Genomic DNA, 17,084 nt, shown 5'->3' with positions numbered 1-17,084 from the left:
GGCCACCCACCGGAGACGGAGGCCGCACAGAACCCCCAGGCGACCGGACGGAGGAGGAGAGGACACATGACCGGCGCGCCCGGTCGGCCGTGGCGCCCCCTGCTGTCCCCGGCCACGGCCGCCGCCACTCTCGCCCGCGTCCTGTCCGCCGCCCGCCCGCACCGCGTACCCCGCCGCGTACGCCCCCACCTCGCCGCCGGCGCCGCCGGCCTGGCCCTCGCCTACCACCAGCTGGACCGCTGTCTGCCCGGCCGGGGCTGGAAGACGCCCGCCGAGGACTACCTGGCCGCGGCGGCACGGGAGTACGAGCGGACCGGCGCCTCGGCCGGCCTCTTCGGCGGCGCGGCGGGCCTGGCCCTCGCCGCGCGGGTGCTCGGACACGACCTGCCGACCGCGCACACCCACGTCGTCACCGAAGCGTCCCGACGGGCCAAGGAGCTCGGCGACGACCCTCCGGAGCGCGCCGTGGACCTCGTCTCCGGACTGACCGGAGCGGGCGCCCACCTCCTCGGCCGGCACCACGACCCCGCCTCACTCGCCGCCCTGCGCGACGTCCTCACCGCCCTCTCGCGCCGCCGGCCCCCATCCGACTGCGGCATCGCCCACGGAGTGTCCGGACCGCTCGCCCTGCTGGCCCTGGCCCTCGGGGAGGGCGTCACCGTACCCGGCCAGCGCGAAGCCGTCGCCGGGTACGCCGCGCTGCTCACCGAACGGTGCGCCGACGACCCGTGGGGCCCCAACTGGACCGGCCCGGCCACGGGCACGCCCGTTCGCGCCTCGTGGTGCCGGGGGAGCCCCGGCATCGCGCCCTCTGGCTGGCGGGGACGGCACTCGGCGACACGGCCCCGCGCGAGCTCGCGGTACGCGCGCTCAAGGCCGTCCACCGGCGCCCCGCCGCGGCGCGCCGTATCGACGCCGACCCCGGCCTGTGCCACGGCCTGGCCGGCCTGCTCCACATCACCGCGCGCTTCGCCCACGACACCGGCGACCCCGAACTCACCGAGGCCGTCGAAAGGCTGGTGGCCACACGCTTCCCACGGGCCGACGAGCCCGGCTTCCTCGACGGGGCGGCGGGCGTGGCCCTCGCCCTGCTGGCGGCGGCCACGGATACCGAGCCCACGTGGGACCGCGCCCTGCTGCTCGCGTAGCGCGCCCCGCTCCCGTACGCCCGCCGCCGGGGGCCTCCCGCTCCCCGTGGTGGTTGGCGTGGCGAGGGGCGACGTCGTCCAATGGCGTCAGGGCCCCACACCCTGGACGACACCGACAGTGGTACCGAGACCCACGTGGACGGGAGAGACGATGGACGGCGCTCCGGACCCCCACGAGACCATCAGGCGACGCCGCTTCGCGCGCCTGGCGATCGCGGCCGCCGGCACGGGCATCCTTTTGCTCGTCATCGCGGGGCCGAGAAGCCTCCTGCTGCTCGGCGTCGGGGCCGTCGCGCTCGTCGCCTTCGTCATGGGCCTGTGGTGGACCGCCGCCCGGCGCGGCCCGGTACGGATCCTGGCCGCCGGGCTGGCCGTCGCCGCCCCCGTCGCCGCGATCTTCCTCTACACCGCCGCCGGACTGCTGTGGCTCGTCCTGCTGTGCCTCGTGCTGTGGGCCGGTGCGGCCTCCGCCGGCTGGACCGCGCTGGGTGCCGGCAGTCCCTCGACCACGGCCCGGGAACACCCCGCCGCACCGCCGTCGCGCCCGTACCTGATCATGAACCCGCGATCGGGCGGCGGAAAGGTCGGGGAGTTCGGGCTGCGGGAGAAGGCGGAAGCCCTGGGCGCGCGAGTGGTGCTCCTCGACCCGGACGGCGACCAGGACGTCACCGCTCTCGCCCACCGGGCCGCCGCCGACGGCGCGGACCTCCTCGGGGTGGCCGGCGGCGACGGCACCCAGGCACTCGTGGCCGATGTCGCGGCGGCGCACGGCCTGCCGTTCATGGTCCTCCCGGCCGGAACCCGCAACCACTTCGCCCTGGACCTCGGCCTCGACCGCGACGACCCCGTCGCGTGCCTGGACGCCCTCACCGACGGCGTCGAACTGCGCGTGGACCTCGGCCGCGTCGGCGACCGCGCCTTCGTCAACAACGCCTCGTTCGGCGCCTACGCCACCATCGTCCGCAGCCGCGCCTACCGCGACGACAAGATCCGTACCATCCTCCGGCTACTGCCGGACGCCCTGTCCCGGCACGTCGGCCCGCACCTGCGCGTCCACGCCGGGGGCGACACGATCGACGCCCCGCAGGCCGTGCTCGTGAGCAACAACCCCTACCGCGTCGGCGACAGCGCGGGCCTCGGACGGCGCGACCGGCTCGACGGCGGAGTCCTCGGCCTGCTGGGCGTCAAGGTCGACACCGCCGCGCAGGCGGCCGACCTGCTGCTCGCCCCCGACTCGCCGGGCCTCACGCTCCTCACCACCCACGAGGCGGTCATCGAGGCCGACACGCCCGAAGTGAGCGTCGGCATCGACGGGGAGGCCCTCACCCTCCCGGCCCCCGTACGCTGCGCGATCGAGCCCGGCGCCCTGCGCGTACGCGTCCCGCGCCGCCGCCCGGGCGTGCCCCGGGCCAAGCCCCGACTGGACTGGCGGCGGCTGTACGCCCTGGCCACGACGACAGGACGGCCCTGAACAGGCCATTCCGCCCTATCGAGCTGTTGACCTATTCAACCCTTCGCTCGAACAGGAGAGTTGTAGAGTGACCGCATTCGCCCGGCCCCCTCCCTTCAGGCCAACGCCGGGCACCGCATTGACTCGAGGTGGCAGCCATGGCCGACGGCCAGCCGGGCGGCGACGTGAACAACATCTTCCAGGGCACCGCCGACATCGTCATCCAGTTCCGCGACAACTTCGGCGAGATCCACGTCCACGCGCCGCCGTCCGCCACCCCGCCGGAGAAGTCGGCGCACGCCCTCGCCGAGGCCGTCCACCGGCAGTGGCGGGAGGAGGCCAAGGCCTGGGACGTGGGCGGGGACCGGGCCGCGATGGCGGTCCGCTGGGCTCCCCGGCGGCGCCGGGCCGACCACGCCGCGAACACCGGCGGGGACGTCCGAGGCCGGGCCGACCAACTCGCCGACCTGCTCACCGCGTTCCTCACGCTGCCGAAGCGCCGTCTCGCCCTCCTGGGGCCCGCGGGTTCCGGCAAGACCACGCTCGCCGTCCTGCTCACCATGGAACTCCTGAGACGACGGCTGGCGGGCCGCGTCGGCGACGCGACCACCGAGGGCCTCCCCGTGCCGGTCCTCCTCTCGCTGACCTCCTGGGACCCGGACCGCGAGGAGTTCGGCGCGTGGTTCACCCGCCGGCTGGCCGAGGACCACCCCGGGCTGCCCCGGATCGACGGCCGGCACCCCGCCCGCGAGCTGTGGAGCACCAGCGGGTCCGTGCTGCTGCCCGTGCTCGACGGCCTCGACGAGATGCCCGGCGCCCGCCGCTCGGCGGCGGTGAAGGCACTGAACCGCGCCCTGTACGACAGACCCCTGATCATCACCTCCCGCACCGCCGAGTTCGACGCCCTCTCCCCGGAGACGGTGCTCGGGCACACGGCCGTCATCGAGGCGCGCCCCGTCACGGCCACCGCCGCCGTCGCCTACCTCACCCACAGCGCCGCCCCGGACGCGTCCCCGCGCTGGGAGCCGGTGTTCGCCGAGGTGCGCGAGCGGCCCGACGGGCCACTGGCCGGGGCGCTGTCGACGCCCCTCATGCTGTCGCTGGCCCGTACGGTCTACGCACACCCCTGGTCGGAGCCCGCCGAACTGACCGACCGGGTCCGCTTCCCCTCCCGGCGATCCGTGGAGGACCACCTGCTGGACCAGTTCGTCCCGTCGGTGTTCACGGGGGAGATCCCCTCCCAGGACCGTCTGGACCCGCCGCGCCGATGGTCCCCCTCCCACGCGCGACGCCACCTGGGCGCCCTCGCCCGCCACTTACAGGCCCAGGAGACCACCGAACTCGCCTGGTGGCGGCTGCACCGCACCCCCGCTGCCCGCCTCGCCGCCTTCCCCGCCCTCGTGCTCCTCGGGGTGACGCTGTCCGCCCTGGCCACCGGCCTCGGACGGCGCGTCCGCGAGGCGTCGGGCGGCGGCACGGGGCTGTTGGCGAACCTGGTGCCGCTGCAGATCTCGACGGCACTGTTCGCAGGCGTGGTGACCGGCATGGCGACACAACTGCTCGTACGGACCTGGTACGCCGACCACCGCTTCGGCGAGCCGAGACGAACGGTGAGCCTGCTGCGGCCGGTGGCGGCGGCGCGCTCCGCCTGGCGGCACACGACACGGCTCCGGGCCCTGTCCGCCGCCCTGCTCGCCGTCCCCATCGCGGCCGGCCTCGAAATACCCGTGCTCCACACGGCCACGCCGGGCCTGTACTGGCTGGGCACGGGCTGCGTCACGGCGGCGTTCGCCGTCGCCGTGCTCTTCACCGCGCCCTCCGACGCCGACGAGAACGCGACCACCCCATGCGCCCTGCTGCGGGCCGAACACGCAGCCGTCACCCGGGCCCTGCTCGTCATCGGCCCGCTGTTCGGCATCGCGTCCGGCGTCCTCCACTACGGGCCGGACGACATGTCCATGGCCTACGCGGCCGGGCTGGTGACCTGGCTCGGCGCGGCCGGAATGCTGATCCTGATCAGCCCGTGGAGCCGCTGGACGCTCGCCCGGACCACCCTGGCACTGACCGGCCAGGCCCCCTGGGCGCTGATGCGCTTCCTTCAGGACGCCCACCGCCAGGGCGTCCTGCGCCAGGTCGCGGGAACCTACCAGTTCCGGAACGCCTGGCTCCAGGAGCGGCTCGCGATCAGCACCTCGACCGGCCTCCGGAACCGCTCCACCTCCCTGTACGACGAACGGCTCCTGGCGGAGGACGGCATCACCGCCACGTCCGACGGCGGCTGGGCCTTCCGGCTCACCGTGCGCAGGGGCACCCTCGCCCCCGTCAAGGCGGCTCTGCCCCCGGCGGCCCTGTTCACCCTGGGCGTCGCGCTGCGCGGCGGCGCGAGCGAGCCCGCCCGGCTCTGCGCTCCCGCCGCCCTGTTCCTCGGCCTCGGCGGCATCCTCTCCGGGCTGTCCTGGCTCCTGCCACGCCGCACCGCCGACCTGCGGATATCGCCCCACCGGATCTCCTGCCTCACCACCCCGAAGCGAGAGGTCCGCTTCGACTGGACCCACGTCGCGGAAGTCACCGTCCGCAGATCCCGAGGCAGGAACGCGGAGACCGGCACGTACGGCATCCACGTCCGCCTCCACCCCGACGTGCCGTACGGCCTCCGCACCCCGAGGGACAAGGGGGCCTGGCGCCTCGTCTGCGACATCGGACGCCGGCCCGTCCTGCCCCCGGCGGTCGAGGAGGCCCTACGGGACTGCGCCGCGGAACGCTGGATACCGCCCGCCTTCCCGTCCGTCCCCGGAGACGGCCCCCGCACGCGCCGGACGAACGCCGGCGACACGAGGAACGACTTCGCCCAATGGGAAAAGGAATTCGGCCCGTCCGGCAGCTGAGCCCCCTTCACCCGACCGACACGTGTCCCGCGCGCCGGAACGGCACCGGTACGCTCCCGGCCATGCGATTTCCGATTGACGCTCTCTTGTTCGACAGCGATGACACGGTCGTCTCCACGCGTTCGGTGGCCCGCGGGGTATGGAGGCGATGGGCGGAGTCCCACGGCATGACCCTTGACGAGGTGATGGCGCGGGTCCCGGTGCACGGCCGTCCCGCCACGGCGATCATCGCGGACCTGTTGCCCGCCGACCAGGTGGCCGAAGCGGTCCGGCGACTGGAGGACGCCGAGGTGGCCGACGCCCGAGCCGGCAACGTCACCCCCGTGCCCGGAGCGTACGGGCTCACGGCCTCGCTGCCCGCGCACCGCTGGGCCGTGGTGACCTCCGGCGCCCGCCGCGTGGCCCGGGCCCGGCTCGGGCATCTGGGCATGCTGCCCGAGGTGCTCGTCACCGCCGACGACACCACCCGCCACAAGCCCCACCCAGAACCGTTCCTCCTGGCAGCCGAACGCCTGGGCGTCGACCCGTCCCGCTGCGCCGTCGTCGAGGACTCGCCGGCCGGGCTGGCCGCCGGGCGCGCGGCAGGCATGACCACCATCGCCCTGACCACCACCCACCCGGCGGAGAAGCTCGAAGCGGACGTGATCGTCGAGGACCTCACCGCCGTCTCCGCCCACGTCACGCACGACGGCCGGCTCGAGGTCGAGATCGCGGTACGAGCCTCCAGTCGAGGGGTGGTCAGGGGCGGCGGATGGTGATGTCGCCCATGGCGGTGCGGGCACGGACCTCGACGGTCTCCGCGGCCCCTTCGGGACTGTCGGAGGGGGTGAGGTCGTTGCGCACCGCGCCCAGGTTGGTCTTGACGTCCAGCCAGGCGGCGGTGGACTCGCGGACGCCGACCTCCAGGTCCCCGGCGGAGGTCGCCAGGGTGACCCGGCCGCTGACCACCTCGTCGATCCGGATGGCGCCGTTGGCCGAGCGCGCGTCGACCGACGTGTGCGCGACGCCGATGCTGATGCGCCCGTTGGAGGCGTGGGCCTTCACATGGCCGACGGCCTCGTCGATCGTCGTCCCGCCGTTGACGTTCTTCACCGTCGCGGCGCCGCCGAGCCGGCCGGCCTCGACGCGCCCGGCCCCGATGATCTCGGCGTCCCCCGTGGCACGGCCGAGGTGGATGTCCCCGTGGGAGGTCTTGAGGCTGACGGTGGCCGCCTCCTCGACGCGGATGTCGCCCGCCGAGGTCTTCAGCCGGCAGTCGCCGAGCGGCCCTTCGCAGAGGAAGTCGCCCAGGGGAGAGGCGGCCTGCAGCTGTGAGCCCGAGGGAAGCTGGACGCTCACCTCCAGCGAGCCGGGCCGGCCGAAGGGCGAGCGTTTCCGGGGACCTTTGACGGAGAGCTTGCCGTTGGCGTAGGTCACGTCGGTCTGCTGCGCGGCGCGTACGTCGGTGTCGCTGGCACTGTTGGCCGGCCGGACCTCCACGACGGTGTCCGTCCGCTCGCTCGCGCTGACCCGGGCGGTGCCGACCTCGAACTCGACGGTCACGGTGATCGGTTCGGGAGTGTCGAAAACAGGCATGGCTGTGCCGTCCTCATGGCTGTGGTGGATGAGGGAAGAGCCGGAACGGCCGGGGCGCGGCGTGGTCAGCGCACCCAGCCGGTGAAGCCCTGCGAGTTCCCGTGGCGCGTCCGCCCGGCGGGCCGGGCAGGGCCGCCGGCGGGCTCGAGGGCCGCGGCGACGGCCCGTACCAGCCAGGCGTTGACCGACAGGCCCTCCCGCCCGGCGGCGTCCTCGACCCGGGCCTTGAGGGGCGCGGGAAGCCGGAAGTTGATACGGGCGGTGCCGCCCTCGTCGCCCTCGGCGGACATCGTGGCCGCGGCGGGCGCCGGAGGCAGCGGGGCGGGGCCACGGCCGCCACCCGTGTCGCCGCCGCGCGCGAGGCCGTCCTCGAAGCCCTCCGGAGCGGGCGGCGGCGTCACGACGAATTCGGGGTCGAGCCCGCGCAGCCGTACGTCGACCGAACCGGGCGCGAGGTCACGGGTGACCTCGTCCATGGCGGCGGAGAGCGCGTTCAGCAGCGTGAGCCGGGCCGCGGACTCGAGAGGCGCGGTGAGCCGCTCGGCGAGGGCCCGCGTTTCCTCACCACCCGCTTCCGCGGCGACCGCGAGCTGGCGATGAAGATCGTCGACATAGGGCGTCAAGTCCATGACGTCATTATGGCGCCAGGATGGCGCCATGCGCAAAGCCCCCCGTCGGCCGATCAGCGCCGCTGATCGGCCGACAGCTTCGCCACCCGCCCGGCGATCCGTTCCAGCGCCGCCAGGTCCTCGTCCGGCAGGGCGAGCAGTGCCGCGGGCGGCTTGCCGATGATGGCGTCGGCCCGTTCCGCGGCGGCGCGCCCTTCCGGCGTCAGGGAGACGATCTTGGAGCGCCGGTCCGAGGGGTTCTCCGAGCGCTCGACCAGACCCTGCCGTGCCAGGTCGTCCACGACGAGCGTCGTGTACGGCCGGTCCGTCATCAGCTCCTCCGCCAGCTCCCGCAGTGTCATGGGGCGTTTGGCGATCCGACGCAGCGCCTTGATGCGGATGAAGCTCATGCCGAGCGCCTCGACGACTTCCTTGCGGCGCTCGTTGCCGCCGAGGACGATCTCCCGGAGGTTGTCCCAGGCCCGTCGCGCTGTCTCGTCCTGCGTGCTCATGAGGTCGTCACCGAGGTCCTGGTCCGGTCGGGGCTGTTGCGGTCGAGGCCGGTCGCGGCGCGCTCGGCGGTCCGAGCGGCCCAGCGGCCGGTGGTGATCGTACCGAGGGCGAGGACGGCCAGCCCGCAGCCGGTGACGATCCACCAGCCGGTGACCCCGGTACCGGCGGCGGCCGTGGCGCCGATGACCGCGACACCGAGCGACGTGCCGACCTGCCGGCTGGTGGACGCCAGCGCGGCCGCCACCCCGGCCCGCGAGTGCGGGAGGCCGGAGACCGCGGTGTTGGTGATGGGCGCGTTCACCAGCCCGAACCCGATCCCGAAGAGCACGTAGGCGGTGAACAGCAGCGGGTCCGACGACTCCGCGTCGAACGCCGCGAAGAGCACGCCGCTGGCGGTGAGCGTCACCCCGGCCAGGACGAGCGGCAGCCGGGGTCCGCGCGCCCCCACCAGCCGTCCGGACAGCGGCGCGAAGACCAGGCACATGGCGGCCATGGGCAGCATGTGCACACCCGCGTCCAGAGCGGACAGGCCGCGCCGTTCCTGGAGGTGCAGCATGTTGAGGAACAGGAAGCCGGACAGCGCCGCGAAGGCGCAGACCGCCGTGGCGGTGGCCCCGGCCAGGGGCGCGCTGCGGAACAGACGGGGTTCGATGAGGGGCTCGAACCGACGGTTCTCATGGACGATCAGTGCGGCGAGGGCGGCCGCGGCGAGGGTGAAGCAGCCGACGATCTCCGGGGAGCCCCAGCCCGCCGCACGGCCCTCGATGATCCCGTAGGTCAGCGAGGCGAGCAGCGCGATCATCAGCAGCTGGCCGGCCGGGTCGAAGCGGCGCGGCCGCGGGGCCCGGGACTCCGGTACGTAGCGCAGGGTCATCACCAGCGCCGCCAGCCCGACGGGCACGTTGATCCAGAAGATCGAGCGCCAGCCGACCGACTCCACCAGGGTGCCGCCGATGATGGGCCCGGCCGCCATGCTGATGCCCACGACCCCGCCCCAGACCCCGATGGCCCGGGCCCGTTCCGCTGGGCGGGTGAAGGTGTTGGTGATGATCGACATCGCGACGGGGTTGAGCATGGAGCCGCCGACGGCCTGGACGGCCCGGAAGGCGATCAGCCAGCCGAGGCCGGGCGCGAGGCTGCACAGGGCCGATCCGGCGGTGAACAGCGCCAGACCGGCCACGAAGACGCGCCGTCGGCCGAACCGGTCGGCCGTCGAGCCCGCGAGCATGAACAGCGAGGCCAGGACGACGACGTAGGCGTCGATGGTCCACTGGAGCCCCGAGACCGAGGCGCCCAGATCGGTCCGCAGGGAGGGCAGGGCCACATTGAGGATCGTGTTGTCCAGGCTGACCAGCAACAGGGCAGAGCAGCAGATGCCGAGGACGAGCCAACGGCGGCTGGAGGGCAACTCCGAGGTCACACCGACCTCCCGGGTCAGGTTAGTTTAATAAGTCCAATCATTTAAAGAGTACAACCAATGCGGGGTCGGGCGCACCGGTTTCCGGCCGGGGCTCACTGAAGCGAGAACGCCGTCGAGCGGCGCGCCCTTCCGGGCACGCCGCTCGGCGGCTCTTCTCGGGACGGGCCCCGGCGCTCAGGGCTCCTGCGCCGTGGGCCGCACCATGATCTCGTTGACGGCCGCGTGCGGCGGCTGGGTCACCATGAAGACGACGGCCCGGGCGATGTCGTCCGCGCGCAGCCACGCCTCCCGGGGCATGCCGGGCGCGACCGGCTCCCAGCCCTCGCCGGCCGTCATCTCCGTGCTGGTCAGGCCGGGCTCCACCAGGCCCACTCTGACGGCCCGGCCGGTCAACTCCTGGCGCAGCGCCTCGCTGAAGACGCCGACCGCGTGTTTGGTCGCCGAGTAGACGCTGTTGTTCTTGCGGACGATACGGCCGGCCACCGAGCTGATGGTGACGAGATCGGCGACCCCGCGCCGCCCGTCCCCGGCCGCGCTCACCAGGTGGGGCAAGACCGCCCGCGAGACGTTCAGGACGGCGGTGAAGTTGAGGTCCACCATCCGCTGCCACTCTTCCGGGTCGCCCGCCTCGACCGCGCCCCGGGCCACGTAACCGGCGCTGTTGACGACCACGTCCAGCCGGCCCAGGTCCCGCACGCCGTCCTCGACGACACCGCGGGCCCGCGCGCCCTCGCTCAGGTCGGCGGGGAGGACGGCGCACGCGCCTCCCTCGTGGCGGATCGCGGCGGCCACCCGCTCCAGCCGTTCGGCGCGACGGGCCACGAGGGCGACTCCCGCGCCTTCCCGGGCCAGGGCGAGAGCGACGGCCGCCCCGATCCCGCTCGACGCGCCGGTCACCAGCGCGGCGCATCCCGACAGCGGCGCGTCGGACGTGTCACTCACCCTGCCTCCTCGCACATGACTCACATATGGCTCACATATGGCGATGGCCGATGAGTAACGGGTACCCCGTGCGCGCGCCGGGATAGCACGCAGCCGCATCCCGCCACCGCGTTCCCACCCCGTCCGCGCCGGGCGCCGCGCGTTCAGCCAAGCGGGTCGGAAAGTCCGGGGCCCGGCCCGGACGCTTGTGGCCACTGCCGCCCCACGGTTATCCAAGGACCACCACAGCCCCCTGCGGCCCTTGAGCCCCGCCCCGGGAGAAGCCCATGCGCGACCGGCCAGCCCGAAGACCCCCGCGGATCGCTCGAAGAAATCTTCGGATCGGCTGCGCCGGCCTGGCGGTCGCCCTCACCGTGGGCGCCGCACGGACTCCCGAACCCGGCCTCGACTGCCCGCCCGCCAAGGAAGTGGCGATGGAACTGGTCGCCAGCGCCGAGAACTCCACCCTGGACTGGAGGAGCCAGTACCAGTACATCGAGGACATCGGCGACGGGCAGGGCTACACCGGCGGCATCATCGGCTTCTGCTCGGGCACCGGGGACATGCTCGACGTCGTCACCCTCTACACCCGGAACAAGCCCGCCAACCCGCTCGCCGCGTTCCTTCCCGCCCTGCGCAAGGTCAACGGCACCTCCTCCCACGTCGGGCTCGGTGACCCGTTCGTCAAGGCATGGAAGACGGCCGCCACCGACAAGGCGTTCCAGGAGGCACAGGAAGAGGAACGCGACCACGTCTACTTCGATCCCTCGGTGCGCCGGGCCAAGGCGGACGGACTGCGCACACTCGGCCAGTTCATCTACTTCGACGCCACCGTCATGCACGGTGGCGGTGACGACCGGAACGGCTTCGGCTCCATCCGCAAGAACGCCATGGCCAAGGCGAAGCCACCGGCCCTGGGCGGGGACGAGGCGGCCTACCTCAACGCCTTCCTCGACGCGCGCAAGGCCGCCATCAAGCGCGCCACGGTCCACGGCGACACCAGCCGCGTCGACACCGAGCAGCGCGTCTTCCTGAACGAGCGGAACTTCACCCTCCAGCCGCCGCTGCGCTGGAAGACCTACGGCGACCCCTACGAGATCCGGAACTGGCCGAGCCCGGAAAACCGCCACGCCACGTGAAAACCCTTCGACGCGCGCTTTATCCCTATATACGTTTTGCCCTATGAATGTCACCCTCAAGCCGCTCGGCGCAGCCGACGCCCGAGACCTCACGCGGCTGCGGCGAGAGATCGAGCACGTCGACATGACCGGCACGCACGAGGACGAGACGGACGTCCTGCACGAGCTCACCGACCCCAAGCTGGACCTGGCCCGCAACACCACGGGCGTCTGGCAGGACGGGCGGCTGGTGGCGTACGCGATGGTGTACGAGCCCGAGAACGTACGGGACATCGCCCGCTTCGGCACCGTGGCCGCCGTCCACCCCGCCCGGCGCCGCCGCGGCATCGGGGAGCACCTCACCGGCTGGATGCGCACCCGGGCCCGGGACATCTGGGCCGAGCACCACCGGGGCGCCGGCGTGCCGGGAGAGCTGCTGATCGACGGGGTGGCCACGAACGAGGGGCTCGCCGTCCTGGCCGAGCGCACCGGGTTCAAGCCCTGCCGCTACTGGTTCAGCATGGGACACGAGCTGCGCGCGCGTGACCTGCCCACCCCGGGCACACCCGACGGGCTGCGCCTGGTGCCCTTCCACCGGGCCCTGGACGAGGCCACCCGTGACGCGCACAACGACGCCTTCCGCGACCACTGGAGCTTCACCGAGACGGACCGTACCGACTGGGAGAACTGGTTCACGGGCGACCGTTCCTTCCGCGCCGGGCTCTCCGCCCTCCTGCTCGACGCCGACGACCGCGTGGCCGCGTACCTCCTCGCCGACGAGTACGTCGCCGACGGAGCGGCCACCGGGCTCCGCGCCTGCGCGATCGGCCACCTGGGCACCCGGCCGGCCCACCGGGGCCGGGGCGCGGCGCGCGCCCTGCTGGCGCACACGCTGGCCCGGGCCGGACGCCAGGGTTACGACCGGGCGGAGCTGGTCGTCGACGCCGCCAACCCCACGGGAGCGCTGGGGCTCTACCGGCGGGTGGGTTTCGTGACGGAACGGGAGTTCATCACGTACGCTCAACCGCTCGACTGAGCCGCCTCGTTCACCCTTTCGAGAGTCTGGAAACCACGCCATGTCCCGTGTGAGGGTCCACAACCTCTCCGTCTCGCTCGACGGCTACGCCACCGGCGAAGGGCAGAGCCTCGACGCGCCCTTCGGCCACGCCGGTACCCGGCTCCTCGAATGGTTCCTCCGGACGCGCGCCTTCCGCGAGGTGCACGGGGAGTCCGGTGGTGAGGCCGGGGTCGACGACGCCCTCGCGCGGGCCTGGGGCCCCGGCATCGGGGCCGAGATCATGGGCCGCAACAAGTTCGGTCCGCAGCGCGGCCCGTGGGAGGACCACGAGTGGACCGGATGGTGGGGCGCCGAGCCGCCGTTCCGGACGCCGGTGTTCGTCCTGACCCACCACCCCCGCCCCAGCCTGGAGATGGAAGGGGGTACGACGTTCCACTTCATCGACGCCTCGCCGCACGAGGCCCTGCGCCGGGCGCGCGAGGCCGCGGGGGGCCTGGACGTGCGGATCGGCGGCGGCCCGAGCACGGTCCGCGAGTTCCTGGCCGCCGACCTGATCGACCACCTGCACGTCGTCATCGTCCCCATCGTCCTGGGCCGTGGCGAGCGCCTGTGGGACGGCTGCGAAGGACTCGAGGAGCGCTTCCGGACCGAGTCCGTCACCACCCCCGGCGGGGTCACGCACATGATCTTCTCCCGCCCGTAGCCCACAGCCCACAGCCCACAGCCCACCGAGCCCGCCGGACCCAGCGGCGGAACCGGCGCTACAGGTCGTCGTCGCGGTGGGAGGTGAGGCGGTCCCGCACCCGCGCGTGCCGGAACTGGAACACCGCGCCGGCCTGGCGCAGCACGCCCCGCCGGTGCGCGTCCTGAAGGAAGCGCATCAGCCGCCAGGGCAGACGCCCGGACAGGGCCAGCAGGGCGTGGGCGAACACGAACGCCCCCCACGGACGGCCGAGCATCACCACCAGACCGCACGCCACCCCGAAGGCGATCCCCGTGCCGAAGGCGAACCCCGGGTCGTCGGCGGGCGGGAAGACGACGCCACTGACGACCGCCCCCACCGCGCTGTAGGCGAAGCGGCCCACCCGCCCGTACGACAGATGGCCCACGGTCCACCCGGCGAGCGCGCCGGCGAGACCGAAGACCGTGTTGAACGTCAGCTCCCCGACCGGCCCCAGAGTCGGCCAGGCGGAGACCCGGGGATCCGTGAAGGCGAACACCGTCCCGAACGTGAGCCCGAACGGGAGCGCGAAGGAGATGCCCAGAACGAGCGTGGACACCCGGTCCTGTTCGAGAGCCAGCCCGGGGCTCGCCACCTTCGTCGCGTCCGACGGGGCTCGCAACCACGCGTGGAGGGCGAGGGCCAGCCCGAACGGCGCGCCGAGCACGAGCTGCGCCCAGCACGGCAGCTCGAACCCGAACCCCAGCGCCATGCCCGTGACACACCCGAACGCGAATCTCAGGGCGAACACCCTGACCGTGCCCCGGAACCGGATCTCCACCCGGGCCGGTGCGGGCCGCCGGGACGGCACGGCCTGGACGAGGAAACCGGCCGAGCCGAAGGAGAGGCCGAAGACCAGCCCGATCACCGGCCCGCCCGCCGCCGCTCCGATGAAGCCGAACATCAGCCCCGAGACGACCCCGAAGACCAGCCCCGCGACCCACCCCGGAACGGCGCACGCCACCTGCCACCACGCCAGGTCGTGAGTGCCGTTCCGCGGCATGTGGCGGGCGAGGAACCCCAGCCAGCCGCGCGCCTCCGGAAGCCCGTGGCGCGCCGGAACCCTCCCCGGGCCCCCGGGCGGCGCCGGACGCGGCCGGTAGACGGCCGGGAGGAAGGCCGTGAGCAGGTGCCGCTCGACGCTCGCGAGGTCCGCCAGGCCCAGCAGCTCGCGCGGGTCCTTCGCCGGCGGCGCGTAGATCACCCGGGCGAGCGCCACCATGAGGGGGCTGGTCAGGGCCCGGGACAGCGGGAGGTCCGGGAAGTCCGGGCGGTCGCGGAGCTCCGCGAGCAGGGACTGCCAGCGGGTGTCCTCCCAGGGTCTGTCGGCGGTCAGGAAGCTCTCGGCCTGGCGCACGCCGATCGGCATCATCTCCTTCACCACCGCCCGGCTCAGCACCCGTCCCGAGCGCTCGACCGCCCGTTCGTACTCGGCGACACGGCAGGTGACGACCAGCAGTTCCTGCCCGCTGTCGTCCAGTTCGCCGAGGGCGGGCGCGTGAAGGGCCTCGGACATCTCGTCCAGACCGTCCAGAAGCAGGAAGACGTGCCCCCCGGTGACCAGCCGCTGCGCGACCCCGGCACCGTAGGCGTCCTTGTCGGCCAGGAACGGATACTCCTCGACCAGCCGGCGGGCCAGCCAGGTCCGCAGATGCTCCACCCCGGGGACCCAGGTGTTCCCCGAGTCCCACGAGGACGCGGTGAGCAGCACCGGAACCGGATCACCCGGCTCGTACGAGCCGAGCAGCCCCAGCGTCAGGAGCATTACCCAGACGGTCTTGCCGGACCCGCGTTCTCCCAGCATCACCAAGTGCCCCTGGGGAAGCGCACGGAACGCCTGAACCAGCCCGTCCAGATCGCCGCAGCGCCCCAGCGCTTCCGAGGGGACGGAGCCCGTCGTCGCGCGGGAGGGGCCCGGCTGCCCGGCGGGCGTCGTGGGCGCGACGGCCGTGCGTACGGCCACCGCCCGGCGCGTGTTCGCCCACTGCAGACGGATGGGCTCCGGGCGCCGCAGCCCCTGGGCGGCCACCTCGCCCTCCCACTGCCGCCGGACCTCTTCCGCCAGCCTGGCCTTGGCGGCTTCCAGCCGCTCCCGGGAGTCGTCCTTAGGCTGACCGGCGAAGGAGATCCTCCCGATGTTCCTCGCCTGGATCACCGAACCGCGCACCCGGCCACCCGACATCGCGTTCTCGGTACGCCCGGCGTCACCTGTCTCCGCTGTCATCGCAAGCCCCTCCCCGGCCGGTCGTATCCAGCAGCATCTGGCGGGCAGTTGGCTGAAAGTCAACCATGGGCCACGCCCCGGTGCGCCCCCGCTCGTATGAGTGAGAAGGGAGCACGGGAGCACGCGGGGGGCGCATGCCGGGGAGCGAGAAGGCGTCTCACGCGGGCGTGACGGAACGTGGCGGGAAGACACGCGTGACGTGGTAGTCGAGCACCGCCCGTACGTCCGCGAGCGAACGGCGCTCGTGCACGACGTCGAGGCCCAGGCCGGTGACGCCGGAGACGAGCAGGTCCGCTTCGTGCTGCGGGTCGAGGCCCGGCGCCGTCATCCCGGCCGCCCGGCCCGTCTCGACGATGTCGGCGACGAATCGTTCCAGCGGCTGGTCGGCGGTGAGGAAGACGGCGGCGAGGGCGGGATCGGTCAGGCTGCGCGCGTAGTACGCCGCGAACACCTTCAGCGCGTGGGCGCGTTGCTCGTCCAGGGGCAGGAACTCGAGGAGCACGGCCCGCAACAGCGCGCGCGGATCCGTCGCGTCCGCGGGGACGCGTGCCCTGGCGAGGCGCTCGTTCTCCTCGTGCAGCAGGCGTAGCGCGTCGACGAGGAGGGCGTGCTTGCTGTCGAAGTGGTACTGGACCACGCGCAGCGAGACTCCGGCCCCTTCCGCGATCCGGCGCATGCTCGCGGCGTGCAGGCCGTGCTCGGCCGCGACGCGCCACAGCGCCTCGGCGATCCGGCGCCGCTGACGTTCCCGGGTGCCGGACGCCCGCGCCGGTACCGGCACTGGCGCGGGCGGGGTGCCGGGGGAGGGCGGGTGCTGTTTGCGCCGCCGGTACGCGCGGGCCTGACAGCTCCGCGAGCAGTAGACGGCGGGGCGCCCGCGCTGCGCCGGCACGAGGCGCGTGCCGCACATCGGGCACGCGGCCTGTTCCTTTTCGTCACGCATGCTTTTCATCGTAACGCCGAAAAGAGTGTGACGAAATGCAAAAGGGTGCAGGGAATTTGGCGCTTTACGCATTCCTCCGCTGATACGTTTGTAACGTATCCGCACGCACAGGAGGAGAGAACGCGTGAAGTACGACGTGTTGCAGATCATCGGCGCGGCGGTGACGGTGGTCTTCGCGCAAGGTCTCATCCGGCTCGTCATCCACCCCGACGACCGGGGCCTGCTCGGGTGGCTGCCCGGCGGTTTCGTCCCGGTCCTGCTCGCGCACGCCGCCCTCGTCGCCGCCGGTGTGGTGCTCGCGGGCCGGTCCCACGCGCAGGCGAAGGCCGCCGGCCGCCGCGAGTGAATCGCGCGTCAGGGGGACGGCGGCGGACCGTCCAGGTGGTCGCTGATCCACTTCATGGGGGCGGCCATGTTCGCGCCGTAGGTGGCGCCGTTGTGCATGCCGCCGGGTATTTCCCAGAGCTGGGTGTGAACAGGGCCCTTGCCGTAGGAACGCATGAAGTCCTTGACGCTCCTTATGGTGGCGGGGTTCTCTTT

Annotated in this window: 14 protein-coding genes and 2 pseudogenes; 8 read left to right on the top strand and 8 right to left on the bottom strand. The window is 73.2% G+C overall.

Features of this window, described 5'->3' with window-relative positions; genetic code table 11:
• Positions 1–66: 66 nt before the first annotated feature.
• The 4 genes and pseudogenes from ACX9I7_RS25635 (at position 67) to ACX9I7_RS25620 (ending at position 6,241) form a co-directional block, all read left to right on the top strand.
• Positions 67–1,148, top strand: a pseudogene (locus tag ACX9I7_RS25635) (lanthionine synthetase LanC family protein).
• 151 nt (positions 1,149–1,299) lie between these two features.
• Complete coding sequence (locus tag ACX9I7_RS25630; protein WP_387576759.1) at positions 1,300–2,619, top strand: diacylglycerol/lipid kinase family protein; 1,320 nt, start codon at positions 1,300–1,302, stop codon at positions 2,617–2,619.
• A 137-nt stretch (positions 2,620–2,756) separates the two neighbouring features.
• On the top strand, positions 2,757–5,483 hold the full coding sequence (locus ACX9I7_RS25625) for an NACHT domain-containing protein (RefSeq protein WP_459388651.1): 2,727 nt from the start codon (positions 2,757–2,759) through the stop codon (positions 5,481–5,483).
• Positions 5,484–5,545: 62 nt separating this feature from the next.
• Positions 5,546–6,241, top strand: a complete 696-nt coding sequence (locus tag ACX9I7_RS25620) for an HAD-IA family hydrolase (protein WP_387576753.1) — start codon at positions 5,546–5,548, stop codon at positions 6,239–6,241.
• On the opposite strand, the gene ACX9I7_RS25615 is transcribed toward ACX9I7_RS25620, so the two are convergent.
• From ACX9I7_RS25615 to ACX9I7_RS25595, 5 genes are all read right to left on the bottom strand, one after another.
• On the bottom strand, positions 6,222–7,058 hold the full coding sequence (locus ACX9I7_RS25615) for a DUF4097 family beta strand repeat-containing protein (protein WP_387576750.1): 837 nt from the start codon (positions 7,056–7,058) through the stop codon (positions 6,222–6,224). The genes ACX9I7_RS25620 and ACX9I7_RS25615 overlap by 20 nt on opposite strands.
• A 65-nt stretch (positions 7,059–7,123) precedes the next feature.
• On the bottom strand, positions 7,124–7,687 hold the full coding sequence (locus tag ACX9I7_RS25610) for a hypothetical protein (protein WP_387576748.1): 564 nt from the start codon (positions 7,685–7,687) through the stop codon (positions 7,124–7,126).
• A gap of 53 nt (positions 7,688–7,740) precedes the next feature.
• Positions 7,741–8,178: a MarR family winged helix-turn-helix transcriptional regulator gene (locus ACX9I7_RS25605; protein ID WP_387576745.1), complete on the bottom strand. Its 438-nt coding sequence runs from the start codon at positions 8,176–8,178 to the stop codon at positions 7,741–7,743.
• On the bottom strand, positions 8,175–9,599 hold the full coding sequence (locus tag ACX9I7_RS25600) for an MFS transporter (RefSeq protein WP_459388650.1): 1,425 nt from the start codon (positions 9,597–9,599) through the stop codon (positions 8,175–8,177). The genes ACX9I7_RS25605 and ACX9I7_RS25600 overlap by 4 nt, the downstream gene beginning before the upstream one ends.
• 174 nt (positions 9,600–9,773) lie before the next feature.
• Positions 9,774–10,541, bottom strand: a complete 768-nt coding sequence (locus tag ACX9I7_RS25595) for an SDR family oxidoreductase (RefSeq protein WP_459388649.1) — start codon at positions 10,539–10,541, stop codon at positions 9,774–9,776.
• Between the two features lie 266 nt (positions 10,542–10,807).
• Between ACX9I7_RS25595 and ACX9I7_RS25590 the strand changes: the two genes are divergently transcribed.
• From ACX9I7_RS25590 to ACX9I7_RS25580, 3 genes are read left to right on the top strand one after another with little or no spacing between them, the layout of a single operon-like run.
• Positions 10,808–11,659 carry a chitosanase gene (locus tag ACX9I7_RS25590; protein ID WP_459388648.1) on the top strand — a complete coding sequence of 284 codons (852 nt, stop codon included), beginning with the start codon at positions 10,808–10,810 and terminating at the stop codon, positions 11,657–11,659.
• Positions 11,660–11,702: 43 nt separating this feature from the next.
• Positions 11,703–12,674: a GNAT family N-acetyltransferase gene (locus ACX9I7_RS25585; RefSeq protein WP_459388647.1), complete on the top strand. Its 972-nt coding sequence runs from the start codon at positions 11,703–11,705 to the stop codon at positions 12,672–12,674.
• 40 nt (positions 12,675–12,714) lie between these two features.
• Positions 12,715–13,359 (top strand): dihydrofolate reductase family protein, encoded by a 645-nt coding sequence (locus tag ACX9I7_RS25580; protein WP_387576731.1) that lies wholly within the window; start codon positions 12,715–12,717, stop codon positions 13,357–13,359.
• Between the two features lie 58 nt (positions 13,360–13,417).
• Here ACX9I7_RS25580 and ACX9I7_RS25575 read toward each other — a convergent pair whose 3' ends face one another.
• Both ACX9I7_RS25575 and ACX9I7_RS25570 read right to left on the bottom strand, forming a co-directional pair.
• On the bottom strand, positions 13,418–15,601 hold the full coding sequence (locus ACX9I7_RS25575; protein ID WP_459388646.1) for a hypothetical protein: 2,184 nt from the start codon (positions 15,599–15,601) through the stop codon (positions 13,418–13,420).
• A 157-nt stretch (positions 15,602–15,758) separates the two neighbouring features.
• A complete protein-coding gene (locus ACX9I7_RS25570; protein ID WP_459388645.1) occupies positions 15,759–16,544 on the bottom strand; it encodes a TetR/AcrR family transcriptional regulator in 786 nt (261 codons plus the stop codon).
• A gap of 124 nt (positions 16,545–16,668) precedes the next feature.
• Between ACX9I7_RS25570 and ACX9I7_RS25565 the strand changes: the two genes are divergently transcribed.
• Complete coding sequence (locus tag ACX9I7_RS25565) at positions 16,669–16,890, top strand: hypothetical protein (protein WP_386727285.1); 222 nt, start codon at positions 16,669–16,671, stop codon at positions 16,888–16,890.
• 8 nt (positions 16,891–16,898) lie between these two features.
• Here the strand turns inward: ACX9I7_RS25565 and ACX9I7_RS25560 are convergent.
• Positions 16,899–17,084, bottom strand: a pseudogene (locus tag ACX9I7_RS25560) (hypothetical protein); the annotation flags it as partial.

It is taken from the genome of Streptomyces sp. L500 (assembly GCF_054551825.1).
Note: the sequence above shows the minus strand (reverse complement) of the source record. Positions and strands in the feature narration are given on the sequence as shown.

Bases quoted from the DNA above. Each gene is read 5' to 3' on its own strand.
- ACX9I7_RS25630 (WP_387576759.1), top strand. From the start codon at position 1,300: ATGGACGGCGCTCCGGACCCCCACGAGACCATCAGGCGACGCCGCTTC.
- ACX9I7_RS25625 (WP_459388651.1), top strand. From the start codon at position 2,757: ATGGCCGACGGCCAGCCGGGCGGCGACGTGAACAACATCTTCCAGGGC.
- ACX9I7_RS25620 (WP_387576753.1), top strand. From the start codon at position 5,546: ATGCGATTTCCGATTGACGCTCTCTTGTTCGACAGCGATGACACGGTC.
- ACX9I7_RS25615 (WP_387576750.1), bottom strand. From the start codon at position 7,058: ATGCCTGTTTTCGACACTCCCGAACCGATCACCGTGACCGTCGAGTTC.
- ACX9I7_RS25610 (WP_387576748.1), bottom strand. From the start codon at position 7,687: ATGGACTTGACGCCCTATGTCGACGATCTTCATCGCCAGCTCGCGGTC.
- ACX9I7_RS25605 (WP_387576745.1), bottom strand. From the start codon at position 8,178: ATGAGCACGCAGGACGAGACAGCGCGACGGGCCTGGGACAACCTCCGG.
- ACX9I7_RS25590 (WP_459388648.1), top strand. From the start codon at position 10,808: ATGCGCGACCGGCCAGCCCGAAGACCCCCGCGGATCGCTCGAAGAAAT.
- ACX9I7_RS25585 (WP_459388647.1), top strand. From the start codon at position 11,703: ATGAATGTCACCCTCAAGCCGCTCGGCGCAGCCGACGCCCGAGACCTC.
- ACX9I7_RS25580 (WP_387576731.1), top strand. From the start codon at position 12,715: ATGTCCCGTGTGAGGGTCCACAACCTCTCCGTCTCGCTCGACGGCTAC.
- ACX9I7_RS25575 (WP_459388646.1), bottom strand. From the start codon at position 15,601: ATGACAGCGGAGACAGGTGACGCCGGGCGTACCGAGAACGCGATGTCG.
- ACX9I7_RS25570 (WP_459388645.1), bottom strand. From the start codon at position 16,544: ATGCGTGACGAAAAGGAACAGGCCGCGTGCCCGATGTGCGGCACGCGC.